Below are 26,996 nucleotides of genomic sequence, written 5' to 3'. Positions count from 1 at the left end.
ACAGGGGGTTGTGACGCTCATAAAAATCATGTGCAAAACAAAGCCGGGATAGCCGTTTGTCAGGCGTATCGGTATGCTCAGCGCGCTGCTTTAATGCCAATGATTAACAAACACAGTGATGTTATGAGCCAATCTGAATCGCGTGCGAATGTTCTAGCGCTTTATCCGGAAGACTCCCGCGAGGCGGCGGCGCTGCTCAAGCAAGCCGTTCCCCTGATGGTTCGCCACAATATCCCGCCCAATCCGGTGCATTACGCGCTGTGGTACACCTACAGCAAAGGCCAGGAACCGGAGCTCAATCGCCATCTGGACCGGGTCGTCAGAGACTTCGACGGTTGCCCGCCGGAATCCGCGACCCGGTTGTTTCGCGAGTACATCATCCGTGACGAGCTGGAAGATGCCCGCGCGGAGCAGCAGCAGGTCATCAGCCTGGTCGATGGCATGGAGCGCGATGTCTCGCGCAGCGTCAAAGGTAGTGTCAATTTTCAGAACCGACTCGGGGAGTGCCTGGAGATGCTTGAGGAGCCGGTCAGCGATCGCTTGCCGGGCATCTTGAACGAACTGCAACAGAGTACCCGGCTGATGCAGCGTCAGCAGGAGCAGTTCCTTTCCCAACTGTATTCGGCGCAAAACGAGATCAAGACCCTGCGCGACAAACTGGAGCGTGCGCAACAAGCGGCGACGCTGGATGGCTTGACCGAACTGCTGAACCGGACGGCTTTCACCCGCATGCTGGAGCAGGCGTTGGCCAAGGGCACCGCGCGTGTGGCGCTGGTGATGCTGGACATCGATCACTTCAAGCAATTCAACGATCAATATGGTCACCCGTTGGGCGACCGGGTATTGCAGCATGTCGGTCAGGTGTTGCGCGGTGCGCTGGCACCCAACACCTTTGCCGCGCGTTACGGCGGCGAAGAGTTCTGTGTAGTACTCGAAGACTGCGCCAACCTCGACAGCGCCTGCGCCTTCGCCGAGCTGTTGCGCCTGAAGGTCCAGTCGTTGCGGATCAAGGCGCGGGGCACCGACACCGTGCTGGACACCATCACCGCGTCCTTCGGCGTGGCCTTCGTGCAACCTGGTGACAATCTGGAAAGCTTGCTGACCCGTGCCGATGACGGGTTGTACCAGGCCAAGCGTGATGGGCGGAACCGGGTGTGTGCCATGCAGAAAGCCCCGGCAACCACGTACTCCTGACCTGACCCGATTACCTGTGGGAGCGAGCCTGCTCGCGAAGGCGGGCTGGCATCTGCCATCGTGGGTGACTGATACGGCCCCTTCGCGAGCAGGCTCGCTCCCACATATCGGTTATTGACCCTCCACGCTACGCGGCAATCCCAAGGGATTGAGTTCACGCAGTGCTTGCGGCAGCAACGCATCCGGGAAGCCCTGGTACGTCACCGGGCGCAGGAAGCGTTCGATGGAGGTCATGCCCACCGAGGTGAAGCGGCTGTCCGACGAAGCCGGGAACGGTCCGCCATGGATGGTGGCGAAGGACACTTCCTGTGGATGGGCGAAGGCGTTGACCACGATCCGTCCGGTGCGCCGCTCCAGCACCGGCAACAAACGCCGGGCCAGTTCCATGTCTCCTTCCTCCAGATGCAGCGTCGCGCTGAGCTGACCGCGAAGCGAGCGGGCGACCGCAAACATCTCGGCCTCATCCTTGACCTTCACCAGCAGTGCCGCCGGCCCGAAGACTTCATGGGCCAATGCTTTCTCGGCCAGGAAACGCTGGCCGTCGACTTCAAGCAATGCTGATCGCCCATCAAGGTCGGCATGGGCTACCGAGCCGATGGCAACCAGGGTTGCACCGGCGCTTTGCAACTGGTCGAGGCCACTGAGGTAAGCCCCGTGAATCCCTGGCGTCAGCATCGGCCGCGCCGGTGCATCGGTCACGCGCTTGACCATGGCGGTACGCAATGCCTCGAAGCCCGGGCCTTCGACCGCGATCAGGATCGCCGGTTTGAGGCAGGCCTGGCCAACATTGACCAGCATGCGCTCGACAAAGCCGTCACCGATCTGCGCCCCTTGTGTCGCGAGTGCCTGGGCCAGGATGAACGTCGGGTTGACGCTGGTCATCTCGGTAAACACCGGGATCGGGTCAGGGCGCAGTTGCGCGCGGCGATACAGGGCCATGCCGCCCTGTTCGGAACCGGTGAAGGTCACGGACGTGATCAACGGGTGGTCGACCAGGGCCTCGCCGATGGCGTTGCCGCCACCACGCACCATCGAGAACACGCCTTCCGGCAAGCCGCTTTCCTGCACGGCCTTGAGGATGGCGCGGGCCTGGATTTCCGAGGAACCCGGGTGAGCGTTATGGGCCTTGACGATGACCGTTGCGCCCGCTGCCAGTGCCGAGGCGGTATCGCCCCCGGCCACCGAGTAGCTGATGGGGAAATTACTCGCCCCGAAAACGGCCACTGGGCCGATGGCGATTTTCTGCAGGCGGTGATCCATGCGCGGGCGTGGCTGGCGATCGGGCTGGGCGGGATCGATGGCCAGATGCAGAAAACGTCCTTTGCGAACGACATCGGCGAACTGACGGAACTGGGTGGCGGCCCTGGCGACTTCGCCTAAAAACTGGGCCTGGGGCAAACCGGTTTCCAGCGCCGTGCGTGCCGCCAGTTCCTGGCTCACGGCCTCAAGGTTGTCGGCGATGCGCTCAAGGAACGCCGAACGCTCGGCAAGCGAGGTATGGCTGTAAAGGTCGAATGCCTCGTCGGCAAGGTTCGCCGCCAGGTCGACATCGGCGATGCCGCCGAAGGCGAAATCCGGTTCGATACACTGATTGGAGGCGGGGTTGAGCGCCTTCATGGTGCCTTCGCTGGCAGGGACTTCACGGTTGCCAATCAGGAGGTTTCCAGTCAATTTCATGTTTGGTCTCACGGCTGCAGGGTGGCGATGAGTTGCTCGGTCGTCACAATCGAATGGGCGAAAGTAGGACCGTTCAACTCATGGGCGGCGTGCATCATTTCCGGCTTGAACGCGGCGGTAGCGTCGCGCACCAGGGTGACGTGGTAGCCCAGTTCCTGGGCGTAACGGGCGGTGGCTTCGATGCAGGTATTGGCCAGCAGACCGACGATGATCACGTGGGTGATGCCTTTTTGCTTGAGGCGAAAATCCAGGTCGGTGTTGGCAAAACCGCTCGAGCCCCAATGCTCCGAGGCGATGATGTCGCCTTCCTTCGGTGCGAAATCGGGGTGCCATTCGCCACCCCATTCGCCGCGGGCGAAGTGGTGCATGTGTTGGATCTTGCATTGGGAAGGACTTGGGTGATCCCAGTTTTCGTAGTCGCCTTTTTCCCAGCGACGGTGCGGTACGATGACCACCTGAATGTCCAGGGCGCGAACAGTGCGATCCAGGGCTCGCAGGTTATCGAGCAGGTCGACCTGCTCGGCGATCGGCTTGATCAAGGGAAAGACCCGGCCACCTTCGGACAGGAAATCGTTGTAGGGATCGACTAGCAGGTAGGCGGTGCGATCCAGCGGGTAGGCAGCGTTCGACATGACGAATTCTCCAGAGAGGTTGGCTGACCTGTGCCAAGGGCTTGCCCCGGCAGGGTGTTGATATGATAATCATAGTTACTGTGAAAGAGGCAAGCCTGCATGGCCGTAAAAAAGAGTAGTCCCGAAACTTTGTGCCCGATTGCACGGGCCGAGGACATCGTCGGAGATCGATGGACGGTCTTGGTGTTGCGCGAGTTGTTCATGCGCAACCATCGATACGACGAGATCCAGGCGCAGACAGGAGGTACGCCGCAGATGGTCGCTGCGCGCTTGAAAAGCCTGGAGTCGGACGGGATGGTCGAGCGTCGCCCCTACAACGAACGGCCGCTGCGTTACGAATATCACCTGACCGCTAAGGGCGAGGCGTTTTACTCGGTGGTGCTGGCCCTGCGTGCCTGGGGAGAAACCTGGTGCAAATCGGAGGCGGAAGAGTTGGCGGTGCGTTATACCCACCGGACCTGTGGTCATCTCGCCGGTTTAGGGCCGCTTTGCGAGTACTGCGGCGAACTATTGCGTCGGGAAGAGCTGGTCAGCGAGCCTTCGCCAGCCTATGTCCAGGAGCGACAGGCACGGCGTGAAGCGTTCAAGGAGAAGTGAGGAGGTACAGACAGCACGGTTTTTTACTATTCGTTCGAATAATAGTGACCATCACCCATCACAAGTTCTGTTGTATCCGGGAAACAAGGAAAATCGCGCCTACCTAAAAACGCTTCTCCAGGAATTGGCGCGATGAACATGATTTCCCGACTGGCTATTGCCGCATCCTTGCTGTTGTCGGGCTGTGCTTCTACCCCTAACGACCCGACCCTGACCTTGCAGACGAAAAAGGCGCCCGTGGATTACGCGCAATGCGTCTTGCCGAAACTGCAGGAAGATTCGCTGCACGCGACGGTCTCGGAAACCCAGCGAAGCTATCGAATTGTGGTGTCGAGCAAGGTCACGGCCAACGATGTACTCGAGGCGTACAAGACGTCAGAGGGTGGCAAGGTGTACTTGTACGAACGCGCGCTGCTGGCATCGACGTTCGGGGCTTCCTCACTGGAGCGTGCTGCGCAGGCGTGCCTGTAAGCGCTGACAAAAAAGACTCGTTTCATCCCCTGGGCACGTTCTTGCCGGACGTGTCTGGATGGGTGTTTGTAGCCGAATTTTCTCCAGCCATTTTCTTGATTGAACACCAGTGGCCGGTAGTAATACTGGTTGTCGGCATTTTCCGGGGTGTAACCGCTCAACGCCTCGGACTTCACTGTGCCACTGGCACGGTTCCAGTTGGCCTGCGCGTTCAACCAATTCATCCAGCGCCTGGGCGATCTGGTGGGTTCGATTCGCCACAGCAGCACGGCACTGATGCAGATCTCCAATCACCTGGGCGATACCACTCAGGCCGTGGCCGATCGGGCGACTTCGCAGCACACCGCCACCGAAGAGATGGCCAGCGGCGTCACCGCACTGGCGCATTCGGTGACCGAGATGTCCCAGCAGGCTGAAGACGTGGAGCAACTGGCGCGCAATACCGAGGTGCTGACCACCAACATTTCCACCGACATGAGCCAGACCCTGGCCGGCATCACCCATATCGACCAGACCATGGACGTGGTCGCCGGTGCGGTGGGCGATCTGGGAAAACGCTCGCAGCAGATAGCAGGGATCATCGCGGTGATTCGCAGCATTGCCGATCAGACCAATCTGTTGGCCCTCAATGCGGCAATCGAAGCGGCGCGGGCAGGAGAGCAGGGGCGTGGTTTTGCCGTGGTGGTCGATGAAGTGCGTCAACTGGCCGAACGCACCAGTCGTTCGACCGGTGAAATCGGCGAGATGATCGGTGCCATCGGTTCGGACGTACGCAACACCGTGGCCAACGTTCAGCAAGTCGGCGAAGCGGTGTGTCAGGCGACACTAGTTTGCCGGTGGCACCGCCGCCGTGCTGCCGCGCAACGTCAACTCGAACGGCAGGACCACATGCCGCTGCGCCAACGGTTTTTTCTCGATCAATGCGATCAGCATTTCGACGGCTTTCTGGCCGAACACTTCAGCAGGCTGGGCGATAGTGGTCAGCGGCGGGTCGCAATAGGCCGCAAAAGGAATGTCGTCGAACCCCACCAGGGAAATATCCTCGGGTACACGCAAGCCCTGTTGCTTGATGCGTTTCAACGCACCGATGGCCATTTCATCGTTTTCACAGAACAGCGCGGTGGGGCGTTCGGGCAATGCCAGCATCGCGGCGGCACCGTCATGACCGGCCTTCAGGCTGAAGTCACCGTGACAGATCAGTGTCGGGTCGCAATCGATTCCAGCCTCGAGCAATGCATCCTGATAACCGGCCACGCGATCGCGGGTCAGCGGGCTGCTTTTCGGGCCTTTGATCAGGCCGATCCGCCGGTGACCGAGTTCGATCAGGTGATCGGTCATGGCCTTGGCAGCGGCACGGTTGTCGAGGCTGATCGTCGGGTGCCGCCCGCCCTGAATCACTTCGCAGGCGTTGACGATGGGCGCGAATTCGGCGTTGGGGAAGGGCTCTGTAAACGGATCGAAGGCGCGCAACTGGATCACGCCGTCGGCCTGATGGTTGTACACCAGTTCGGCGAATTCTCTTTCGATGTCCTCGCGGCCCTGGGTGTCGCACAGCAGCAAACGATAATGGGCGGCCTGTGCAGCCTGTTGCGCGCCGCTGATAACCCGGGCGAAAAAAGTGTTGGCGATGGCCGGCACCAGAATCACCAGGTTGCCCGTGCGACGCGAACGAAACTGCACCGCCATCAGGTTCGGTCGGTAACCGGCCTGTTCCACGGCGGCGTTGACCTTGTCCCGGGTTTCGGGGAGCACACGCTCGGGTGACTTCAGTGTCCTTGACACCGTGGCCACCGAGACGCCGGCCAGCCGGGCTACTTCACGGATATTGGACAAGACCACCTCGTTAGCGGATCACACGGCCGGCGAGCTTACCGCAGGTCGCCGGTGCACTGAAATGTCCGTGGATGTTAATCCGCAGTTTGACACTTCGCCCGACTGCGCCTAAATTTCGGGCACGATGTAACCGGTTACATCATGACCGGTTTCCAGCAAACAGAGAGCTTTTGCGATGAACGCTGCCGTGCCAAAAATAAGAATGGGCTTTGTCGGAGGCGGCGAAGGTGCCTTCATCGCAAAGGCCCACCGTCAGGCCGCCGGGCTCGATGGCCGTTTTGAACTGGTGTGCGGTGCGTTCAGCCGCGATGCCGTAAACAATCAGAACACCGGCGTGGCGCTGGGCTTGCCGGCATCACGCTGCTACAGCGACTGGCGGCAGATGCTCGAGGCCGAACGTGCATTGCCCGCCGAGCAACGCCTGGAGTTGGTGGTGATCGTCACCCCCAATCACCTGCACGCGCCGGTGGCCAGCCAGGCTTTGAGCGCCGGATTCCATGTGTTCAGCGAAAAACCGGCGGCGCTGAATCTGGCCGAGTTAATCGCACTCAAAACCGTGGTCGAACGCAGCAACCGCCTATACGGCCTGGCCCATACCTATCTGGGTTATCCGATGGTCTGGCAGGCGCGCGACATGGTGCGCAGCGGCGTGATCGGCGCCGTGCGCAAGGTGATCGTCGAATACCCTCAGGGCTGGCTCAGCCAGGATGTGGCCGGGCAGGGCAACAAGCAGGCAGCGTGGCGCGACCTGCCCGAACAGTCCGGGTTGGGCGGCTGCATCGGGGACATCGGTACCCATGCCTTTTCCCTGGCCGAGTTTGTCGCGGACCGGCCTATCCAGCATTTGAGCGCGATGTTGGGCGTACACATCGAGGGTCGGCAGCTGGACGATGACGCCTCGATGTTGTTCAAGATGGCCGACGGTGCCAGTGGGGTGCTGATCGCCAGTCAAGTCTGCGCCGGCGAAGAGAACCCGCTGAAAATCCGTGTATACGGTGACAAGGGTGGGCTGGAGTGGCGTCAGGAAGAACCCGCCAGCCTGATCCATCGCACCCTCGATCAACCCTTGCGCATCTTGCGCTCCGGCGTCGGCCAGCCGTGGTTGTGCGAGGCCGCCAGCCAGCGCATGCGCCTGCCCGCCGGGCATCCCGAGGGCTATCTCGAAGCCATGGCCAACCTCTACGGCGACCTCGCCAATGCCATCCGTGGCGAGGTCGCCGGGCACGATGCTCCGGGCGTGCCCGGAATTGACGTCGGCCTGCGCGGCATGGCGTTCATCGAGACGGCCATCGCCAACCATCGCGGCGACGCCAAGTGGACCGAACTGGGGTGCCACCCATGAATCCGGAGACGACCGTGACCTCTCAAACCTCAACCGGCCTGCGTGGTCCGGGGATTTTTCTCGCGCAGTTCATGTCCGCCCAAGCGCCTTTCGACACCCTGGCCAACATCGCCCGGTGGGCGGCATCCCAAGGCTACAAAGCCATTCAGTTGCCGACCCTGGGCACGCAATTCATCGATCTTGCACGGGCGGCCGAAAGCCAGAGCTACTGCGACGAATTGAAAGCCGTCTGTGCCCAGGCCGGTGTCGAGATCAGTGAATTGTCGACGCATCTGCAAGGCCAATTGGTGGCGGTGCACCCGGCGTTCGACACGCTGTTCGATGACTTCGCACCCGCTCATTTGCGCGGCCAGCCCGAGGCGCGCACCGCCTGGGCCATCGACCAATTGAAACTGGCCGCCCGCGCCAGTCAGCGCCTGGGTTTGAAAGCCCATGCGACCTTTTCCGGCGCCTTGCTCTGGCCCTATATCTACCCTTGGCCGCAGCGGCCGAGCGGGTTGGTCGAGCAAGGTTTTGCCGAACTGGCCCGGCGCTGGTTGCCGATTCTCGATTGTTTCGAAGAGGCCGGTGTCGACCTGTGCTACGAGATCCACCCCGGCGAAGACCTGCACGACGGCGCCTCGTTCGAGCAGTTTCTGGAGGCGGTCGATCACCATCCCCGCGCTGCAATTCTGTATGACCCCAGCCACCTGCTGCTGCAGCAAATGGACTACCTCGGCTTCATCGATCGCTACCACGCGCGCATCCGCATGTTCCACGTCAAGGACGCCGAGTTTCGCCCGGATGCCCGTTCCGGTGTGTACGGCGGGTATCAAGGTTGGGTCGAACGCCCGGGGCGCTTCCGATCCCTGGGCGATGGCCAGATCGATTTCAAATCAATCTTCAGCAAGCTGACTCAATACAACTACAGCGGCTGGGCCGTGCTGGAGTGGGAATGCTGCCTGAAGGACTCCGCGCAAGGCGCCGCAGAAGGTGCGGCATTCATCGAGCGGCACATGATCCGCAAGACCGGCAAGGCGTTCGATGATTTCGCCAGCGTGTCCGCCGACGCGGCGTTCAATCGACGACTGTTGGGGCTGCCGGACGCCTGAAACCGATCCTCTCTCGCAGAACAAAACAACAATAAGACGGTGACTGTTATGACGACGATGACCGCGCGATTAAGCGCAATGATGTTCTTGCAGTTCTTTATCTGGGGGGGGTGGTTCGTCACCCTCGGCACCTTTCTCGCCAGCACCCTGGGCGCCAGTGGCGGACAGATCGGCATGGCGTTCTCGACCCAGTCCTGGGGGGCGATCATCGCGCCGTTCGTGATCGGTCTGATCGCCGACCGCTTTTTCAATGCCGAACGCATCCTCGCGGTGCTGCACCTGGTGGGCGCGGTGTTGCTCTATCAACTGTATCGGGCGCCGGACTTCAGCACGTTTTATCCCTATGTGCTGGCGTACATGATGATCTACATGCCCACCTTGGCCCTGGTCAATTCCGTGGCGTTCCGGCAGATGAGCGACCCGGCGCTGGAGTTTTCGCGGATCCGCGTGTGGGGCACCCTCGGCTGGATCGTCGCCGGTCTGGTGATCAGCTTTGTGTTTGCCTGGGACTCCCAGGCCGCGATTGCGACGGGCGGGTTGCGCAACACCTTCCTGATGTCGGCCATTGCCTCCTTGCTGCTGGGCCTCTACAGCTTCACCTTGCCACGCACCGCGCCACTGAAAGACGAGACCGGCAATGGCGGCCTCAAGCAGATGCTCGGACTGGACGCCCTGGGGTTGCTCAAGGATCGCAGCTATCTGGTGTTCTTCATCGCCTCTATCCTGATCTGCATTCCCCTGGCGTTTTATTACCAGAATGCCAACCCGTTCCTGGCGGAAATCGGCGTGACCAACCCCACGGCGAAAATGGCCATCGGGCAGGTCTCCGAAGTGCTGTTCATGCTGCTGCTGCCACTGTTCATCCACCGCTTCGGGATCAAGATTGCGTTGCTGGTGGGCATGCTGGCGTGGGCGTTGCGCTACCTGTTGTTCGCCTACGGCAACAATGGCGACCTGGCTTTCATGCTCTTCACCGGTATCGCCTTGCACGGCATCTGTTATGACTTCTTCTTCGTGTCCGGGCAGATCTACACCGACGCCAAGGCTTCGGAACGTTTTCGCAGCTCCGCCCAGGGGTTGATTACCCTGGCGACCTACGGCCTGGGCATGCTGATCGGCTTCTGGGTGGCGGGGCAGGTGACGGATCACTACGCCGCGACGGCGGGCGGTCACGACTGGAAGCACATCTGGCTGTTCCCGGCCGGGTTTGCCCTGGCGATCTTTTTCTGTTTTTTCCTGGCGTTCAAGGAACGGCAAGCGGCGGTGGCGCAAGCGACGGTCTGAGCCCACGGGATCGTCGCCGCTCCCCCCGGTATCAGCCGCGGGGAGCGGCGCTGATCAAACGCATCCCCATACTGCGCCTTGGCAACCCGCAGGAACTGGATGCAGACGCGGGCTGGTGCGTCGTCAATCGTCTTTAGCGCTGGCTAAATGGTACGCAACCAAAGCGTTGGCATGGCCATGGCCCATGCCGTGTTCGGTTTTGAGCAAGGCCACCATTTCCATATGCTTCTTGCCACTGACGGTTTTGAGTACATTCAGCCAGTGGGAAATGGGCTGCCCATACTTTTTCTCAATCGAGGGAAAGTACGACGCTGGTCCTTTTACTTTCTGCTCTTCGGTCATGCTGCAATCTCCATTTTTGTTTCGAAAGCAGTATAGGCAAGGTTAGCCATTTGCCATTCCTGGGACCACTTCACAGCTTAAGGGCCCAGGATTGGCAACATTTTGCTCAGTGCCGAGCAAATGCAGGACGCATCATGACAGGCGTGATTCCCCCGTCGCACTGCCCAGGTATCCGGCCGTTGCACCGATGCGCGAGAACACCAGCCATACAAAAAGCAGCACACTGCAGCCAATGAGAATCGAGGCGATGGCAATCAAGGGCTCGACTGACGGGAAGCCCTTGAGGCGCAGCGTCAGTGCGCCGAGCATCACCGGGACACCGACGTTGTACATCCAGAATTGTGCGGCAGCAGCTCGCCCTTCGGTGATGGACGGGTGCACTGCGCAGATGAGTCCGAACAGGGCCATCGACACCCATCCCAACAGATTGATATGGGCATGTACCGCGAAGAGCGAGTGGTCGCCGGAAGCGCCCATCGCCACACCCAGCAGCACGCCAATGGCAAAGTAGAGGGCAGCGAGCCGAAACCAGGTCCGCGAACGGGGATTGTGATTCATGGCATTCACCTCATGCGCCCTGAGGCGCGCTCAGTTGCTGAAAAATGATGTGAAGTCGTCAAGCCCGGCGCGGTGGTTGTGCCGTGCTTGCCACATGTCTATCATGAGACTTAAGTTCCATTGTGAGACTCAAGTCTCATTACAAGACGGAGTATCATTTATTCCATGTCCAGTCAGAAGTCAAGCCCGTCGGACCCGAACGGCGATTCCCAAGGTCGCGCCAACCAACGCAACCGAACGCGCCAGGCGCTTATCGAGGCCGCCGTCGAACTGCGCGACGAGGGCCTTAACCCTACCGTTGCCCAAGTGGCCGAACGTGCGAGGGTGTCGCGCGCCACGGCGTATCGCTACTTTCCCTCGCCTGAGGCGTTGATCAGCGAAACGGCGGCCGATCGTGACATGCAGCCGTTGGAGCGCTTCTGGCGGCCGGGAGACGATCCGGTAAAGGGCATTGGCCTGGCGGCGAACGCCTTGAACAAACTGTTGATCGACGACGAGATCGGCCTGCATGTGATGGAGCGTTCGTTCATGACGGTGTGGCTCGAAAACGAGTCCCACGAGGCGCCCCTGCGGCCCGGGCGACGCATGAGCTACATTGAGCCGATTGTCGATTCGCTGAAGGATGAGCTCACACCTCGGGCGCGCAAACGCCTGAAGCAGGCGCTGTCGATCGTCATGGGCACCGAGGCGCTGATCGCCGTGCGCGATATCAGTGGCGCGAGTGTCGAAGAGTCACTCGATGCCGCGGCCTGGGCGGCCCGGGCGCTGGTTCGTCAGGCGCTGGCGGAGGATGAACAGGCGCGGCGCAAGCGCGGCAAGCCGTAGCGCTCGTTCAGCGTTTGCTCTGCGGGAAGATGTCCGGATTGGAGAAGCTATTGACCAAATGGTCGTACACCAGCCTGACTCGGGGCGCCACCGGCCCTGACTGCGGGCGATACATGATCAATTCGGTCGGTGCCGGAGCATCCTGTTGCATGACCTCGACCAGCCGGCCTTCAGACAAATACGGCTGCGCCAGGTAGCTGGGCATTTGCCCGAAGGCGAGCCCCGCCAGAACAATCTCACGCTCGGTTTCGGGATCGTCGCAAGTAAAGGCCGGGGACACAGGCAGGAACGCCTGTCCCTCGGCCAGCACCCACGGCCAGGGGCGGCCGTTGCTGCGATCCATCAGCATCGACAGGGGCAAGCGTTTCAATTCCTCGATGCTGCCGGGGTGTTGAACGGCGTCGAGGAGTGATGGGGTTGCCACGATTTTCAGGTCGACACGGGCAACCGTTCTGGCGATGTAGCGCCGATCCCGTACGGCACCGATACGAATGCCGATGTCTATCTTGCTGGCCACCGCGTCGGTGAGTTGATCATCAAGGCTCAAGTCGATGCTCAGACCAGGGTTATCCCGTATCAGCGGTTTCAGGTATTCGATCACATACAGCTTGCCGATGGCGTGGGGAGCCGTGATGCCGACGCGGCCGACAATGCCTTTTTCCTCGTGTTTGCTGTTGGCGAGAAACAACTGATCGACACGCTCCAGGGTTTCCCGCGCCTGGAGGGCCAGTTCGGCGCCAAACGCAGTCACGTGGACCTGTCGGGTGCTGCGATGGAACAACGGCTCCCCGAACGTGCGTTCCAGCTCCTTGATTGCCCGGGTCACGGTCTGTGGAGAGGTGCCGAGGCGAATGGCGGCATCGCGAAAGGTCGCCGACTGCGTCGCCACCGAAAAGATGCGGATCAGCTCCATGCGGTTGAGCATTGCCGTCAACTCCTGTTCCAGAAAGTGGAATTCTCAAATCCGAACTCTTCCATTTTCTGATAGATAAAACCAGCGCAGACTGAATCCATCAACCCAGGCAAGCCTCAACAGGAGCGCGAACATGAGTAAAAACATCCAGGGCAAAGTGGTCGTCATCACCGGTGCAAGCAGCGGTCTGGGCGAGGCAACGGCTCGTCATCTGGCAGCACTCGGCGCACAGGTGGTGCTTGGCGCTCGTCGCCAGGATCGTCTGGACGCGATTGTCCGGGAGATCACCGCCGCTGGCGGACAGGCGATTGCCCATCCCATCGATGTCACCCGCCAAGAGGACTTGTCCGCGCTGGTCGCCAAGGCTGTCGAGGCGTTCGGTCGCATCGATGTCATGATCAATAACGCGGGTCTGATGGCGATCTCGCCAATCGCCGAGCGGCGTGTCGATGAGTGGGATCGCATGATCGACATCAACATCAAGGGCGTACTGTATGGCATCGCGGCAGCGTTACCGCTGTTCGAGAAACAGGCCAGTGGGCACTTCATCAACATTTCCTCGGTCGCCGGCATCAAGGTGTTCAGCCCCGGTGGATCGGTCTACAGCGGCACCAAATTCGCTGTGCGCGCCATTTCCGAGGGCCTGCGTCACGAAGTGGGCGGCAATATCCGCACGACCACTATCGAGCCGGGCGCGGTCGATTCCGAACTCAAATTCGGTAGCGGCCACCAGCCGAGCGCCGAGGTGGTGGGCGAGTTCTACAAGAAGGCCATTCCAGCAGCTTCGGTTGCACGGGCCATTGCCTACGCGATCGAACAGCCGGCTGATGTCGACATCAACGAGATCGTCCTGCGTCCTGCCTCGCAAGATTTCTGATTGTCGCCTTGCGCCGTTTGCGCCCTTGCCGAAAGGCAAGGGCGCTTTTGTTATGCAATGACGCACGCGGCGTTTTCCTCCGACCTCGACTTGCCGTTTTCATGCGGCTCACCGCCAGCGAGGCCTTGGAAAATATCAAACTGCTATTTTTACTATCGATAATTGGCCGATCGCAAAACGGTCGAGCCATAGCTCGCGGCCAACTGACGGACTTCGTTGTCAAACCTTGCGACCCGTCGTTCGAAGAGGAGATGCACCATGGAACGATTCACCGGCGGTTGCCTGTGCGGCAATGTGCGGATCGTGGCGTCGGGCCGTCCGTACCGGGTCGGTCTTTGTCACTGTCTCGACTGCCGCAAGCACCATGGGGCACTGTTTCATGCCTCCGCGATTTTCCCTGAGGAAGCGGTGACCATCGACGGTGAAACCCGGGGCTACGCCGGGCGGTTTTTCTGTCCGCGCTGCGGCTCATCGGTTTTCAATCGCACCGACGATGAAATCGAAGTGAACCTGGGGGCCCTCGATGTGCCCGATCAACTGACGCCCACTTACGAAAGCTGGACCGTACGCCGCGAAGCGTGGTTGCCGGCGTTTCCCTTCGATAGACATTACGAGCGCGATCGCGAGTCCACGGGGCGCCTTGAGGAATAACCCGCCGCCGTGCCCCATCGGCACGGCGGCGGACGTTCGCAGTCTGTCCTTGAACCGTCAGATCCGCGCCAGCGCCTGAGCCAGATCCGCCCGCAGGTCTTCGACATCCTCGACCCCCACGGACAGCCGTACCAGCGCATCGCCGATACCCAGCTGCGCACGGGTGTCGGCGGGAATGGTGGCGTGGGTCATGATGGCCGGGTGTTCGATCAAACTTTCGACGCCACCCAGGCTCTCGGCGAGGGCGAAGATCTGCACGTTTTCCAGGAAACGTTTTGAGCCGGCAAGGTCGGTGTTCAGGTCCAGGGAGATCATCCCGCCGAAGCCGCGCATTTGCCTGCGCGCCAGTTCGTGTTGGGGGTGCGAGGGCAGGCCCGGGTAGTAGACGCGCGCCACTTGCGGCTGACGCTCCAGCCATTGCGCCAGCTCCAGCGCATTGCTGCAGTGGCGTTCCATGCGCAGTGCCAGGGTTTTCACGCCGCGCAGGGTGAGGAAGGCGTCGAACGGCCCGGCGATGGCGCCTACCGCGTTTTGCAGGAAGCCCAGGCGCTCGGCCAGTTCGGCGTTCTGGCCGACCACGGCGATACCGCCGATCACGTCGGAGTGGCCGTTGAGGTACTTGGTCGTCGAGTGCAGCACGATGTCGAAACCCAGCTCCAGCGGGCGCTGAATAAAGGGGCTGGCAAAGGTGTTGTCGGCCACGCAGATGATGCCGCGGTCACGGCAGGTGCGGGCGATGGCGGCCAGGTCGGTGAGGCGCAGCAGGGGGTTGCTCGGCGTCTCGACCATCACCATGCGCGTGTCGTCCTGCAACGCCGCTTCGAAGGCGCCCGGTTCGGTCAGGTCGACGTAGCTGAAACGGTGTCCGGCGCTGCGCTGGCGCACCTTGTCGAACAGGCGGAACGTGCCGCCGTACAGGTCATTGCCGGAGACAATGTGCGAGCCGGCATCGAGCAGTTCGAGCACGGCGGAGATCGTCGCCAGTCCCGAGGCGAAAGCGAAACCCCGGGTGCCGCCTTCGAGATCGGCCACACAGCGTTCCAGCGCAAAGCGTGTCGGGTTGTGCGAGCGTCCGTAGTCGAAGCCCTTGTGTACGCCGGGACTTTCTTGCAGATAGGTGGAGTTGGCATAGATCGGCGGCATCAGCGCCCCCGTGGTCGGGTCTGGCGTCTGTCCAGCGTGGATCACCCGGGTGGCGAAGCCGCGGGGTGCGGCGTTTTTATCGTGCTGACTCATGCAAGGGTTCTCCGTAAGTGATTGAGCATGTCGACCCGGGTAATCAGGCCATGAAAGCCCGAAGCGTCGGCGATGATCGCCACCAGCCCGCGGTCGAGGACTTCTTGCAGTTGTGCCCGGCTGGCCTCGGGAGGCAGGGTTTGCAGTTTGTCGGTCATGGCGCTGGTCACGGTCATGCGGAAGTGCGCATCGCCACTTTGCACATTCAGCAGAATGTCGGACTCATCGATCACCCCGACCAGTTGCTTGCCGCCGACAAGCACCGGCAGTTGCGAGACATCCGCCAGGCGCATGCGCTGGAACGCGGTGAGCAGGGTGTCGTCCGGCCCGACGCTGATCACCCGGCCATCCTCGAAACGCCGAGCGATCAGGTCGCGCAGGTCGCCGTAGAGTTTGCCTTGCAGCAGGCCCTGATCGGACATCCACTGATCGTTGTAGACCTTCGACAGGTAACGGGTGCCGGTGTCGCAGACGAAGCTGACCACCCGTTTCGGTTCGGTTTGCTCGCGGCAATAACGCAGCGCCGCCGCCAGCAAGGTGCCGGTCGACGAACCGCCGAGAATGCCCTCGGCGCGCAGCAATTGGCGGGCGTGATCGAAGCTTTCCTCGTCGCTGATGGAGTAGGCGTGGCGCACGCTGGACAGGTCGGCAATCGACGGAATGAAGTCTTCGCCAATGCCTTCCACGGCCCAGGAGCCGGGCGTACCGAGGGTGCCGCTGCGACTGTATTCGGCCATCACCGATCCGACCGGGTCGGCCAGCACCATCTCCAGGTTCGGCTGCACGCGGTTGAAGAACCGGGTCAGGCCGGTCAAGGTGCCGGCCGAGCCGACGCCGACGACAATCGCGTCGACATCATGCTGGGTTTGCGCCCAGATCTCCGGTGCGGTGCTGCATTCGTGGGCCAGCGGGTTGGCCGGGTTGTTGAACTGATCGGCGAAGAAGGCGTCGGGAATTTCCGCGGCCAACCGTCCGGCAACGTCCTGGTAGTAATCGGGGTGGCCCTTGCCCACATCGGAGCGGGTGATGTGCACCTCGGCGCCCATCGCCTTCAGGTGCAAGACTTTCTCGGTGGACATCTTGTCCGGTACCACCAGCACCACCCGGTAGCCTTTGGCCCGGCCGACCAGCGCCAGGCCCAGCCCGGTGTTGCCGGCGGTGGCTTCGACGATGGTGCCGCCGGGCTTGAGGCGGCCGTCGCGCTCGGCGGCGTCGATCATCGCCAGGCCGATGCGGTCTTTGATCGAACCGCCGGGGTTTTGTGATTCGAGCTTGAGAAACAGGGTACAGGGACCGGTATCGAAACGGCTGACACGCACCAGCGGCGTGTTGCCGATCAGTTCGAGCACGGCAGGGCGGGAGTCGTTCGGCATGTCGTCACCTCGCTGCTTGGATCCTCGGTGGGTTGCCATCAACCGTCGGCGAGTCATCGCACGGGTTACGGCAATAACGCTTCGTCTGGACCATAGGCCGGGATCGTCACGCGCGCAACCGGCCCGGCGAAACTACCCCCGATATTGGGTAATTTCCCTGTGATGGGTTGGCTTTATGGGGAGTGTTGCGGGTCAATGAAGCGCCTAGAGCGTCGCCATGATCATGGCCAGATTAACCTGTTGCATCAGCTCGGTGACGGTGGTCAGGCTCCCGGCTTGCAGGGTGGCCATGATCATTGCCTGGTTCGGCGTGAGGGCCAGGGCCGCCAGGGGCTGGATATCCGGCATGACCCGTTCCGCCAGGCCGATGGCGGTGAAGGTAGCCGACGTAACCAGTGCCGCCGCAGCGGCCGCGCATACCGCGACCATGACGATCACGATGGCTGCCAGTGCAGCCGTCAGTACCGCCAGCGTTGCTTGCCCCGCCATGCGCACCTCCACAGTCGATTGCGCCGCGGGGATGCACACCCACATTCCCCGGCGAAATCAGCCAAAGCAAGGCGCGGGCCAACAGTCAGGAAACTTCGTTGGCTTTGTGCAACGGCTAGCGGAATCGCTCCGGTATGGCCTCGGCAAACGGATAGAAAGAAAACCACGGTTTGGCTTCGTCGATGACTCGCTGGATCGAGGGTCGTTGTGTCAACCGCTCGAAATACTCGCTCAGGTGCCGGCAGTCATGGGGGAAGGGCACGAGGGTGATGGCATAGAACAGGGCCGGGGCGGCGGAGCAATCGGCCAGGCTGAAGTCCGGGCTGGCCACCCAGGTTCGGGCGTGCAACTGGCGCTCGAGCATGCCGTAGGCGGTCAACAGGGTGGCGCGTTGTTTCGTCAGGTCGCCATGGGTGGCATACAAACGATCGGCGACGATCTGTTGCAGCGGCTCCTGGACGTAGTGGTCGAACAAACGATCCCACAGCCGTACCTGCAAGGCAGTGTCCCAATCGTCGGGAATCAGCTGATGCAGGCCGGCATACAACTGGTCCAGATACTCGATGATGACACTCGATTCCGGCACGTTGCGCTGGCGGTCGTGGTCGCGGATCACCGGGAATTTGCCGATCGGCCAGAGGGCTTCGAGTTCCGCGCGGTCGGTTGCGCTGGACAGGTCGATGATGCGTTTTTCGAATTCGATACCGTGTTCGTAGAGCGCGATCAGAACCTTGTGGCAGAACGATGAGAGGGGGTGGTAGTACAGAGTCAGGGGCATCTTGCTTCTCCTCGGTACGGGGTGGGATGCAGTATCGGCCATTGTCGGGCGTGGTGCGATGTTCGATTCAGGAGGGGCAAATCGATGAAAGCCTGTGGGGTGAATTTTCATTTGATTCGGCCATCCGTACCTCTGCGCGACAAGCCTTGTCCCTGCACGAAAACTACTTTCATCTTGTTTGATTATCGTGGCTTGAAATGTTTTAAGAGTTTCACGAATTTTAGCGTGATGCTTTCAGGGGATGGGGGTGGGTGGATCAAGATCAAAAGCGGAAGGCGAGCTAACGCTTGGCCTGATGAGTGCTGAAAAGCAGTGGGTGTACGCCGGCCCATTGTGGGAGCGAGCCTGCTCGCGAAGGCGGTGTGACACTCAAGTAGTCTTCGGTTGAAACTCCGTCTTCGCGAGCAGGCTCGCTCCCACAGGGGATCGCGGACAAACCTGTAATCAGGTCGGTTGTCAGGCCGCCTCGTTTTGGCTTTTCCAGCCGTTAGAAAACAATAAAACCATAACACCCATGTTCACCCATCGGGCGCGGGATCTTGCGCGCCCGAATTAGCAACGAAACACCCAATAACGATAAGAAACAACCCAGGAGCCCCGTATGTTCAACCGAGCAATCCCCACCGCCATCCTGCTGGCCACAGGCTCCCTGTGCGCCCAGGCCGCCGACAACAACGCTCACGGCTTTCTCGAAGACAGCAAAGCCACACTGTCGTTGCGCACTTTGTACTTCAACAGCGACAACCGCGACGGCGCGGCAGCCCCCTCGAAAACCGAAGAAACCGCCCAGGGTTTTGTGCTGCGCTATGAATCCGGTTTCACCCAGGGCACGGTCGGTTTCGGCCTCGATGCCCAGGCGCTGTTGGGCGTGACGCTCGACAGCGGCAAAGGGCGCCACGTCGGCAGCGGCATGATCCCGTCCGATGGCGACGACGCTGCCGACACCTGGAGCAGTTTCGGCCCGACCGCGAAAATGCGCCTCGGCAAAACCGAGTTGCGCTACGGCACGCTGCTGCCAAAACTGCCGATCCTGATCTCCAACGATGCCCGTGTGTTGCCGCAATCGTTCACCGGTACCCAGATCACCTCCAAAGACATCGATGGCCTGACCCTGACCAGCGGCTTGCTGGAGCAGGCCGTGGGGCGTGCCTCGACGGATCGCACCGGGCTGTCGGTCGCCGGCGCCACCCGGGACAGCAACAAGTTCTATTTCGCCGGTGGGGACTATGAGGTCACCAAAACCCTCAAGGCCCAGTATTACTTCGCGCAGCTGGAGGATTTCTACAACCAGAACTTCTTCGGCCTGACTCACCTGCTGCCGATCGATAGCGCCAGTTCGATCACCACCGACCTGCGCTACTTCCGCACCACCTCGAGCGGTGCCAACAGTTCGGCCGCAGGCCGGGCACAAGGCTATCGGGTGTCGGGTTACACCGAAAACAACGACGGTGAGATCGACAACAACACCTGGGCCGCGATGATCACTTATGCCAATGGCGGCCACGCGGTGGCGCTGGGGTATCAACAGGTAGGCGATGGCAGCAACTTCGTCCAGCCCAACCAGGGCAGCCTGCCGGACAAAGGCGCCGGTGGCGGCAGCGTCTACCTGCCCACCGACCGCATGATCCAGAGCTTCACCCGCGCGGGCGAACAGACCCGTTTCGGTCAGTACACCTACGACTTCGCGGCGCTGGGCGTGCCGGGGCTGAAAGCGTCGATCGTGTATCTGAAGGGCACCGGCATCAAGACGCAGGACGCCGGGGACCAATCCGAGTGGGAGCGCGACATGACCCTGGACTACGTGATTCAGTCGGGCACGTTCAAGAACGTCGGCTTCTCGTTGCGCAATGGCCAGTCGAACACCGATGCCGGTCGTGATGTTGATCAGAGCCGCTTCATCGTCAACTACGCGATCCCGTTGTTGTAACCCCCCTGATCGCCACAGGTCATCATCGTCCGCTCAGTTTCATCAACCGGGTGATTTCTTCAGTCGATAGGCCAGCGCCGGACGCGTCATGCCCAGCAAACGTGCCGCTTCCGAGACGTTTTGCTGGCTGCGCTCCATGGCCGCGTGAATCAGTGCGTCTTCCACCGAATCCAGCGCGATACCGCTGTCGATGATCCTGTCGACCCAGTCCTGGCTGCACGACGGAGGCGTCTTGACCAGCCGCCCGTCACTGGCCAGGCCAATGCTTTCGGCCAGTTGCGGCGAATGCGGGAAGAGGGCGTCGACGGTGATGCTCTGGTTCTCGTCGGTGATGATCACGCCCCGTTCCATCAGGTTCTCCAGCTCGCGGATGTTGCCGGGCCAGTCATGGTTCAGGCACACCTGAAGGGCGCGGTCAGACAGGCCCAGGGTCTTTTTCTTGTAGCTGGCGTGGAGTTTTTCCAGGAAGTGCTCGATCAACAGCGGGATGTCTTCGCGACGATCGCGCAAGGCCGGGATACGCACCGGGAATACGTTCAGGCGATAGAACAGGTCGGCACGGAAACGCCCCTGCCTGACGGCTTCTTCCAAGTCCTCGTGGGTCGCGGTGATGACTCGCACATCGACCTTGCGGGTCTGTGAGTCACCGACCCGTTCCAATTCCTGTTCCTGCAACACGCGCAGCAACGTAGCCTGCGCGCGTGGGGTCAATTCGACGATTTCATCGAGAAACAGCGTGCCGCCATTGGCCCGCTCGAAACGGCCCATGCGCGACTGTTGGGCGCCGGTGTAGGCGCCTTTTTCCACGCCGAACAATTCAGCCTCGATCAGGTCCGGCGGGATGGCGGCGCAGTTCAGTGCGATGAACGGCCCGCCGGCGCGTTCACTGCGCAAATGCAGGCTGCGGGCGATGACTTCCTTGCCGACACCGGTCTCGCCCAGCAGCAACACCGACGCCTTGCCCAGGGCCACCTTGTCGATCAGCGCGCAGGTGCGGCGGTAGATCGCCGACTGGCCGATGCCGTAGAACTTGCCGGCCTCGATCTGCAAGCGCTGGCGCATGTTCGCCACTTGCACCTGCAGCGCTTGCAGTTCATCGATGATCGGGTCGCTCTGGAAGTAACGCATGATCTCTTCGGCATCGTCCCATTGCTCGGCCGGCTTGCCGATGATCCGGCAATGAGCATCGCCGCAACCGCGGCAGGTGACCTCCTTGTAGATGATTTGCCGGCCGACGAAAAACGAGCTGTAGCTGATGGCATAACCGAGCAGCATCCAGCACACCGGCTGGTCGGAGTGAAGGTTTTCGGTCCGGCAATTTTCCACTTCGAAGGAATCCTGCCACTCGATCTCGGCGTAGAACTGACCGTTGGCCAGATCGATGTCGATGGTCTGCGGGATGACATTGACCATGCCCTTGAGCGAATGCAGTTGCGGACCGGTGAAGAACATTTCCAGGTCGCTGCCCTGGGGCCGCAACTTGCGCGCCAGTTCGGCGTCCTTGAGCCCGGATTGATAGCCCAGGCGCAGGAAAAATCCCTTGGCACGCTCGACGCCGAGCATTTCGATCAACTCGCGTCTGCACGACGCCATCATCGAAACCTGGATCAGCAGCATGCGTTGCTCGTTCAGCCAGATCTTGCCCTCGCTCCCGTGAAAGCGAACCTGGTCGCTCAGGTCCTTGAGTGACGGCGGATGTTGGGAAGCCTTGTACGTGGTGATCATTCAGTGCGCCCCTGGGCTTGTAGTTATTGGGGGGTGACGCGTTCCGCTCAGGCCATGGCGGTTTTTTTACGCATCAATAGCGACCGTTTTTTTTCAGGCAAGGCAAGGTCGCTTTTTCTTTTTCTAAGCGGCCTGAAAGCGAGTGAAAAGTCAATCGTCGCGTGATTGATTCATTTGCTCGAAAGCGCTGGAGACGATTGAGCAAATGATCAAATTGCCGGTTCACGGGAGGGGTTCTTCACCGGGGAGTGATTGTTCGTGTGCGTCGAACTGTATTCATATCTATTTGTTTTATAACGAATAAAAAATCATTTTCAGACGATTTTCCCGCACTGGCACCCTTGTTGCTCCGTACCCCGAACATAACAAGGGAGTACTCGAGCATGAGCCAACCTGGCAGCACTTTCGATCAGATGCCGCGCTACATCCGCGTACGCAGCGGGCCTGATGACACCTTCGTCGAATTTGATTTCGCCATCGGTTTTCCCGACCTGTTTGTCGAGCTGGTGCTGCCGCGTCAGGCGTTCCGCCAGTTCTGCGAAAACAACCGCGTGCAGCACATGGATGCGCAGATGTCCGAGGCTCTCGACGCCGATGCGCGCAAGTGGCGCTACGGCGAAACCCGCGACGCTGACTAACCACCCATTGCTAAAAAAACAATAACCACAGGAGTCCACTCCATGAGTGTCGAGATCAAAACGACCACCGTCGAGACGATCCGCAATACCTTCAGCCACACCCGTCGCCGGTTTGGCGACAAGGTAGCCAGCCGTTATCAGGAAGCCAGTTTCGACCTGGAGTCGGCGACCAATTTCCATTACCGGCCGCTGTGGCAGCCGGACAAACTGCTCAACGATGCCACCCGCACCGCGGTGGTCATGGCCGACTGGTATGCCGTCAGTGACCCGCGCCAGTACTACTACGGCGCCTACGTCCAGGCCCGGGCCAAGATGCAGGAAAACGCCGAGCACGATTACGCCTTCTGCGAAAAACGCGACATGCTCGCCGGCCTGTCCAGCGCCAACATCCAGCTGATCAGCAAGCTGCTGTTGCCCCTGCGTCACGCCGAAATGGGCGCGAACATGAATAACAGCAACATCGCCGCCGATGGCTTCGGTACCAGCGTGACGCAGATGCACATGTTCCAGGCCATGGATCGCCTGGGCATCGCCCAGTACCTGTCGCGGATTGGCCTGATGCTCGATGACGGCGACGTCCTGCTGCTGGCCCAGGCCAAGCAGCAGTGGCTCAACGATCCGGCGTGGCAGGGCATGCGCCGCTACGTCGAAGACACCCTGGTGGTGCGTGACTGGTTCGAATTGACCGTGGCGCAGAACCTGGTCAGCGACGGCCTGGTGTCCCCGCTGCTGTTCCACAAACTCGACGAACAACTCACGGCCAATGGCGCCGGGCAAGTCGGCATGCTCACCGAGTTCATGCGCCTGTGGTTCGCCGAAAGCCAACGCTGGGTCGATGCGCTGCTCAAGACGGTGATCAACGAAAGCCCGGCCAACAAGGACCTGGTCCAGGGCTGGGTCGATCACTGGAGCCAGCGTTCGGTGAATGCACTGCAACCGCTGGCCGGGCTCGGCCTCGATGAGTCGGCGCTGGATGGCGTCTGCACCGAGTTCAGCGCTCGCCTGAAAAAACTCGGCCTCACAGGAGCCCGCCCATGACTTCCCTGGTTTACATGAACCTGCAGGACACCGACTACGCACGCTCGATCGTCGACGCCATCGTGCAGGACAACCCCCATGCCGAGATCCAGCACCAGCCTTCGATGATCCGCATCGAGGCCGAGGGCCGCCTGGACATTCGGCGCGACACGGTGGAACAGCTCACCGGCAGCCCCTGGGATATCCAGGAAATGCTGATGTACGTGATCACCCTCGGCGGCAACGTCGTGGAAGAGGACGACAGCTTTTCCCTGTACTGGAACAGCTGATCACGCCTGTAGCCACTGATCCATAACAAGAATTCGGGAGCGCCATCATGGCCGTGAAAAAACGCCTCAATGCCAAAGAAAAATACCGCTGCATGACCCGTGACCTGGACTGGGAGCCGAGCTACCAGACCCACGAGGATATCTACCCTCACGAGCGTTTCGAGGGGATCAAGATCACCGATTGGGACAAGTGGGAAGACCCGTTCCGCCTGACCATGGACACCTATTGGAAATACCAGGCCGAGAAAGAGAAAAAGCTCTACGCGATCTTCGATGCGTTCTCGCAGAACAACGGCCATACCACGCTCTCGGACGCCCGTTATGTCAACGCGCTGAAGCTGTTTTTGTCCGGTGTCACGCCGCTGGAATACCAGGCCTACCAAGGCTTCGCCCGGGTCGGCCGGCAATTCAGCGGTGCCGGTGCGCGGATCGCCTGCCAGATGCAGGCCATCGACGAACTGCGCCATGTGCAGACCCAGATCCACGCCATGAGTCACTACAACAAACACTTCAACGGCCTGCATGATTTTGCCCACATGCACGACCGGGTGTGGTTTCTCTCGGTGCCCAAGTCGTTCTTCGAAGATGCGCGCACCGCTGGCCCGTTCGAATTCCTCACGGCGATTTCGTTTTCGTTCGAGTACGTGCTGACCAACCTGTTGTTCGTGCCCTTCATGTCCGGCGCGGCATTCAACGGCGACATGGCCACGGTCACCTTCGGTTTTTCCGCGCAGTCCGATGAAGCCCGGCACATGACCCTGGGCCTGGAGGTGATCAAATTCCTGCTGGAGCAGCACGAAGACAACGTGCCGATCATCCAGCGCTGGATCGACAAGTGGTTCTGGCGCGGTTACCGCCTGCTGACGCTGGTGGGGATGATGATGGACTACATGCTGCCCAACAAAGTCATGTCCTGGTCCGAAGCCTGGGGCGTGTATTTCGAAGAGGCCGGCGGTGCGCTGTTCAAGGACCTGGAGCGCTACGGCATCCGTCCGCCCAAGCATGTCGAAGAAGCGAATATCGGCAAGGACCACGTCAGCCACCAGGCCTGGTCGATCTTTTACCAGTACAGCCAGGCGACCAACTTCCACACCTGGATGCCGACTGACGAAGAACTGGATTGGCTGTCCTCCAAATATCCAGACACCTTCGACAAGATCTACCGCCCACGCTTCGAGCACTGGCGGGCGCTGCAAGAGAAGGGCGAGCGTTTCTACAACCCGACCCTGCCGATGCTTTGCCAGATCTGCCAGATCCCGCTGGCGTTTGGCGAACCGGATGACCCTACCACCCTCAGCCATCGCAGCGCCGAACACGAAGGCGAGCGCTATCACTTCTGCTCCCAGGGCTGCTGCGACATCTTCGAATACGAACCGACCAAGTACATCCAGGCCTGGTTGCCGGTGCACCAGATCCTGCAGGGCAACTGCGGTGGCGGCGACGTGGAGTCGGTGGTGCGCGACTACTACAACATCAACCCCGGCCAGGACAACTTCGAATACCTGGGCTCGACCGAGCATCGACGCTGGCAGGACTGGCACCCCAACGATCGCAACAGCGCGCCGGCCAAGGCCGGCTGACCACTGCCCCTACAACCCCCTGTGGGAGCGGGCTTGCCCGCGATGAGGGCGGAACATTCACCTTATTCAGGGACTGTCGCACCGCCATCGCGAGCAAGCTCGCACCTACACAAAAATAAGGAAAAGATCATGCCCGTGACAGCCATCGGCGCCTACAACGCCCAACCCCTGGACCGCCAGGAGAATTTCAACGGCCTGCAACTGGTGTACCTGTGCTGGGAAAAACACCTGATGTTCTGCTCCCCGTTTACCTTTCCGCTGCCACCGGCAATGCCGTTCAGCGACTTCATCGAACAGGTGGTCAAGCCCTCGATTGCCCGGCACCCGGACGCGGCACGGGTCGATTTCAGCCAGGCGCTGTGGCGCCTCAACGACCGGCCGTTCACCCCGGATAACGCGGCGAGCCTGATCGCCAACGGCATCGACCACAAGAGCCTGCTGCACCTCGACACCCCTGGCTTGCACGGCATAGCCGGCAGCTTCAACTGAGGACACGGCCATGAGTTACCAAGTTACGATCGAACCCACTGGCGAACAGATTGAAGTGGAAGAGGGGCAGACCATCCTCCAGGCCGCATTGCGCCAAGGCGTGTGGCTGCCGTTTGCCTGCGGCCATGGCACTTGCGCCACCTGCAAGGTCCAGGTACTGGAAGGCGAAGCGGACCTGGGCGCGGCGTCGTCCTTTGCGTTGATGGACATGGAGCGCGATGAGGGCAAAGTGTTGGCGTGCTGTGCGATCCCGCAAAGCGACATGGTGATCGAGGCCGATATCGATGCGGACCCGGATTTCCTCGGGCATCCGGTCGAGGACTATCGCGCGGTAGTCAGCGCGCTGGTGGATCTGTCGCCGACCATCAAGGGCGTGCACCTCAAGCTCGACCGGCCCATGGCCTTTCAGGCCGGTCAGTACATCAACCTGCAACTGCCGGGGATCGAAGGCACCCGGGCGTTCTCGCTGGCCAATCCACCGAGTCGTGCCGATGAAGTCGAGCTGCATGTGCGACGGGTCGAAGGCGGGCTGGCCACCGGCAAGATTCACGATGAGTTGAGGGTCGGCGATGCGGTGGACCTGTCCGGACCGTACGGGCAGTTTTTCGTCCGCTCTTCGCAAGGTGGCGACTTGATTTTCATCGCCGGTGGGTCCGGATTATCCAGCCCGCAGTCGATGATCCTCGACCTGCTGGAAGCCGGCGATACCCGCCAGATCGCGTTGTTCCAGGGCGCGCGCAACCGCGCCGAACTGTACAACTGCGAACTGTTCGAGGCACTGGCCCGGGATCACGCCAACTTCACCTATGTGCCGGCGCTCAGCCAGGCGGTCGAGGATCCTGAATGGACGGGGTTCAAGGGCTATGTGCACGACGCCGCCCGGCATCATTTCGACGGTCGCTTCAGCAACCGCAAGGCTTACCTGTGCGGGCCGCCGGTGATGATCGATTCAGCCATTACCTGCCTGATGCAGGGCCGGCTGTTCGAACGCGACATCTTCATGGAGCGCTTCTACAGCGCCGCCGACGGAGGCGAACCAACCCAGCGTTCCGCACTGTTCAAACGTATCTGAAGTGACTCCCAACCCCATGTGGGAGCGGGCTTGCTCGCGAAAGCGGCAGCGCATTCGACATCTCAGTGCCTGACACACCGTCTTCGCGAGCAAGC

Annotated in this window: 27 protein-coding genes and 1 pseudogene; 17 read left to right on the top strand and 11 right to left on the bottom strand. The window is 60.9% G+C overall.

The features are described 5' to 3' along the window. The first annotated feature begins 123 nt into the window (after positions 1–123). Entirely contained in the window at positions 124–1,194 is a 1,071-nt protein-coding gene (locus tag FFS64_RS09865) for a GGDEF domain-containing protein (protein ID WP_256660430.1), read from the top strand. A gap of 111 nt (positions 1,195–1,305) precedes the next feature. On the opposite strand, the gene FFS64_RS09860 is transcribed toward FFS64_RS09865, so the two are convergent. Then, positions 1,306–2,871 (bottom strand): aldehyde dehydrogenase (NADP(+)), encoded by a 1,566-nt coding sequence (locus FFS64_RS09860; RefSeq protein ID WP_137805214.1) that lies wholly within the window; start codon positions 2,869–2,871, stop codon positions 1,306–1,308. A gap of 8 nt (positions 2,872–2,879) precedes the next feature. Beyond that, the gene (locus FFS64_RS09855) at positions 2,880–3,503 is read right to left on the bottom strand and encodes an isochorismatase family cysteine hydrolase (RefSeq protein WP_137805213.1); all 624 of its coding nucleotides are present in this window, start codon (positions 3,501–3,503) and stop codon (positions 2,880–2,882) included. Positions 3,504–3,602: 99 nt separating this feature from the next. Between FFS64_RS09855 and FFS64_RS09850 the strand changes: the two genes are divergently transcribed. The 3 genes and pseudogenes from FFS64_RS09850 to FFS64_RS32175 form a co-directional block, all read left to right on the top strand. Further along, complete coding sequence (locus FFS64_RS09850) at positions 3,603–4,100, top strand: helix-turn-helix domain-containing protein (protein ID WP_137805212.1); 498 nt, start codon at positions 3,603–3,605, stop codon at positions 4,098–4,100. Positions 4,101–4,232: 132 nt separating this feature from the next. Beyond that, the gene (locus FFS64_RS09845; protein ID WP_137805211.1) at positions 4,233–4,571 is read left to right on the top strand and encodes a hypothetical protein; all 339 of its coding nucleotides are present in this window, start codon (positions 4,233–4,235) and stop codon (positions 4,569–4,571) included. Positions 4,572–4,766: 195 nt separating this feature from the next. Then, positions 4,767–5,330 (top strand): annotated as a pseudogene (locus FFS64_RS32175) (methyl-accepting chemotaxis protein); the annotation flags it as partial. Positions 5,331–5,396: 66 nt separating this feature from the next. Here FFS64_RS32175 and FFS64_RS09830 read toward each other — a convergent pair. Next, positions 5,397–6,404, bottom strand: a complete 1,008-nt coding sequence (locus FFS64_RS09830; protein ID WP_137805209.1) for a LacI family DNA-binding transcriptional regulator — start codon at positions 6,402–6,404, stop codon at positions 5,397–5,399. 175 nt (positions 6,405–6,579) lie between these two features. On the opposite strand from FFS64_RS09830, the gene FFS64_RS09825 reads away from it, so the two are divergent. The 3 genes from FFS64_RS09825 to FFS64_RS09815 are packed head-to-tail and all read left to right on the top strand — an operon-like array spanning position 6,580 to position 10,121. Next, positions 6,580–7,746, top strand: a complete 1,167-nt coding sequence (locus FFS64_RS09825) for a Gfo/Idh/MocA family protein (RefSeq protein ID WP_137805208.1) — start codon at positions 6,580–6,582, stop codon at positions 7,744–7,746. Continuing rightward, a complete protein-coding gene (locus FFS64_RS09820) occupies positions 7,743–8,837 on the top strand; it encodes a sugar phosphate isomerase/epimerase family protein (protein ID WP_137805207.1) in 1,095 nt (364 codons plus the stop codon). The genes FFS64_RS09825 and FFS64_RS09820 overlap by 4 nt, the downstream gene beginning before the upstream one ends. Positions 8,838–8,885: 48 nt before the next feature. After that, positions 8,886–10,121 carry a nucleoside permease gene (locus FFS64_RS09815; protein ID WP_137805206.1) on the top strand — a complete coding sequence of 412 codons (1,236 nt, stop codon included), beginning with the start codon at positions 8,886–8,888 and terminating at the stop codon, positions 10,119–10,121. A gap of 123 nt (positions 10,122–10,244) precedes the next feature. Here the strand turns inward: FFS64_RS09815 and FFS64_RS09810 are convergent, their stop codons facing one another. Then, complete coding sequence (locus FFS64_RS09810) at positions 10,245–10,463, bottom strand: DUF4287 domain-containing protein (RefSeq protein WP_137805205.1); 219 nt, start codon at positions 10,461–10,463, stop codon at positions 10,245–10,247. 132 nt (positions 10,464–10,595) lie between these two features. Continuing rightward, the gene (locus FFS64_RS09805) at positions 10,596–11,021 is read right to left on the bottom strand and encodes a DUF2871 family protein (RefSeq protein ID WP_137805204.1); all 426 of its coding nucleotides are present in this window, start codon (positions 11,019–11,021) and stop codon (positions 10,596–10,598) included. A gap of 165 nt (positions 11,022–11,186) precedes the next feature. Between FFS64_RS09805 and FFS64_RS09800 the strand changes: the two genes are divergently transcribed. Continuing rightward, complete coding sequence (locus tag FFS64_RS09800) at positions 11,187–11,846, top strand: TetR/AcrR family transcriptional regulator (RefSeq protein ID WP_137805203.1); 660 nt, start codon at positions 11,187–11,189, stop codon at positions 11,844–11,846. Positions 11,847–11,853: 7 nt separating this feature from the next. On the opposite strand, the gene FFS64_RS09795 is transcribed toward FFS64_RS09800, so the two are convergent. Further along, complete coding sequence (locus FFS64_RS09795) at positions 11,854–12,771, bottom strand: LysR family transcriptional regulator (protein ID WP_137805202.1); 918 nt, start codon at positions 12,769–12,771, stop codon at positions 11,854–11,856. Positions 12,772–12,892: 121 nt separating this feature from the next. Here FFS64_RS09795 and FFS64_RS09790 point away from each other — a divergent pair, with 121 nt between their 5' ends. Both FFS64_RS09790 and FFS64_RS09785 read left to right on the top strand, forming a co-directional pair. After that, the gene (locus FFS64_RS09790) at positions 12,893–13,636 is read left to right on the top strand and encodes an SDR family oxidoreductase (protein ID WP_137805201.1); all 744 of its coding nucleotides are present in this window, start codon (positions 12,893–12,895) and stop codon (positions 13,634–13,636) included. Between the two features lie 258 nt (positions 13,637–13,894). Further along, entirely contained in the window at positions 13,895–14,287 is a 393-nt protein-coding gene (locus tag FFS64_RS09785) for a GFA family protein (RefSeq protein ID WP_137805200.1), read from the top strand. A 57-nt stretch (positions 14,288–14,344) separates the two neighbouring features. On the opposite strand, the gene FFS64_RS09780 is transcribed toward FFS64_RS09785, so the two are convergent. From FFS64_RS09780 to FFS64_RS09765, 4 genes are all read right to left on the bottom strand, one after another. After that, positions 14,345–15,523, bottom strand: a complete 1,179-nt coding sequence (locus tag FFS64_RS09780) for a PLP-dependent aspartate aminotransferase family protein (RefSeq protein WP_137805199.1) — start codon at positions 15,521–15,523, stop codon at positions 14,345–14,347. Continuing rightward, the gene (locus FFS64_RS09775) at positions 15,520–16,896 is read right to left on the bottom strand and encodes a pyridoxal-phosphate dependent enzyme (protein ID WP_137805198.1); all 1,377 of its coding nucleotides are present in this window, start codon (positions 16,894–16,896) and stop codon (positions 15,520–15,522) included. Before FFS64_RS09775 ends, FFS64_RS09780 begins: the two co-directional genes overlap by 4 nt. A 204-nt stretch (positions 16,897–17,100) precedes the next feature. Next, entirely contained in the window at positions 17,101–17,385 is a 285-nt protein-coding gene (locus FFS64_RS09770) for a hypothetical protein (protein ID WP_137805197.1), read from the bottom strand. A 115-nt stretch (positions 17,386–17,500) separates the two neighbouring features. After that, positions 17,501–18,163, bottom strand: a complete 663-nt coding sequence (locus FFS64_RS09765) for a glutathione S-transferase family protein (RefSeq protein ID WP_137805196.1) — start codon at positions 18,161–18,163, stop codon at positions 17,501–17,503. 601 nt (positions 18,164–18,764) lie between these two features. On the opposite strand from FFS64_RS09765, the gene FFS64_RS09760 reads away from it, so the two are divergent. Next, a complete protein-coding gene (locus FFS64_RS09760; protein WP_137805195.1) occupies positions 18,765–20,090 on the top strand; it encodes an OprD family porin in 1,326 nt (441 codons plus the stop codon). 42 nt (positions 20,091–20,132) lie between these two features. On the opposite strand, the gene FFS64_RS09755 is transcribed toward FFS64_RS09760, so the two are convergent. Beyond that, positions 20,133–21,815, bottom strand: coding sequence for a sigma-54-dependent Fis family transcriptional regulator (locus tag FFS64_RS09755; protein WP_137805194.1), 1,683 nt, complete (start codon positions 21,813–21,815; stop codon positions 20,133–20,135). A 383-nt stretch (positions 21,816–22,198) separates the two neighbouring features. Between FFS64_RS09755 and FFS64_RS09750 the strand changes: the two genes are divergently transcribed. The 6 genes from FFS64_RS09750 (at position 22,199) to FFS64_RS09725 (ending at position 26,901) form a co-directional block, all read left to right on the top strand. After that, the gene (locus FFS64_RS09750; protein WP_095195197.1) at positions 22,199–22,453 is read left to right on the top strand and encodes a phenol hydroxylase subunit; all 255 of its coding nucleotides are present in this window, start codon (positions 22,199–22,201) and stop codon (positions 22,451–22,453) included. A gap of 42 nt (positions 22,454–22,495) precedes the next feature. Beyond that, on the top strand, positions 22,496–23,491 hold the full coding sequence (locus tag FFS64_RS09745; RefSeq protein WP_137805193.1) for an aromatic/alkene monooxygenase hydroxylase subunit beta: 996 nt from the start codon (positions 22,496–22,498) through the stop codon (positions 23,489–23,491). Continuing rightward, positions 23,488–23,760 carry an MmoB/DmpM family protein gene (locus FFS64_RS09740; RefSeq protein ID WP_130210668.1) on the top strand — a complete coding sequence of 91 codons (273 nt, stop codon included), beginning with the start codon at positions 23,488–23,490 and terminating at the stop codon, positions 23,758–23,760. Before FFS64_RS09745 ends, FFS64_RS09740 begins: the two co-directional genes overlap by 4 nt. A gap of 47 nt (positions 23,761–23,807) precedes the next feature. After that, positions 23,808–25,340 carry an aromatic/alkene/methane monooxygenase hydroxylase/oxygenase subunit alpha gene (locus FFS64_RS09735; protein WP_137805192.1) on the top strand — a complete coding sequence of 511 codons (1,533 nt, stop codon included), beginning with the start codon at positions 23,808–23,810 and terminating at the stop codon, positions 25,338–25,340. Between the two features lie 129 nt (positions 25,341–25,469). Then, positions 25,470–25,829, top strand: a complete 360-nt coding sequence (locus FFS64_RS09730; RefSeq protein WP_137805191.1) for a phenol hydroxylase subunit P4 — start codon at positions 25,470–25,472, stop codon at positions 25,827–25,829. 10 nt (positions 25,830–25,839) lie between these two features. After that, positions 25,840–26,901, top strand: a complete 1,062-nt coding sequence (locus FFS64_RS09725; RefSeq protein ID WP_137805190.1) for an NADH:ubiquinone reductase (Na(+)-transporting) subunit F — start codon at positions 25,840–25,842, stop codon at positions 26,899–26,901. The last annotated feature ends 95 nt before the right edge of the window (positions 26,902–26,996 follow it).

The sequence above is a fragment of the Pseudomonas sp. G(2018) genome (assembly GCF_005502415.1).
In the GTDB taxonomy this organism is placed as follows: domain Bacteria; phylum Pseudomonadota; class Gammaproteobacteria; order Pseudomonadales; family Pseudomonadaceae; genus Aquipseudomonas.
The sequence above is the reverse complement of the archived record's forward strand: the minus strand, read 5'-3'. Positions and strand labels throughout refer to the sequence as shown.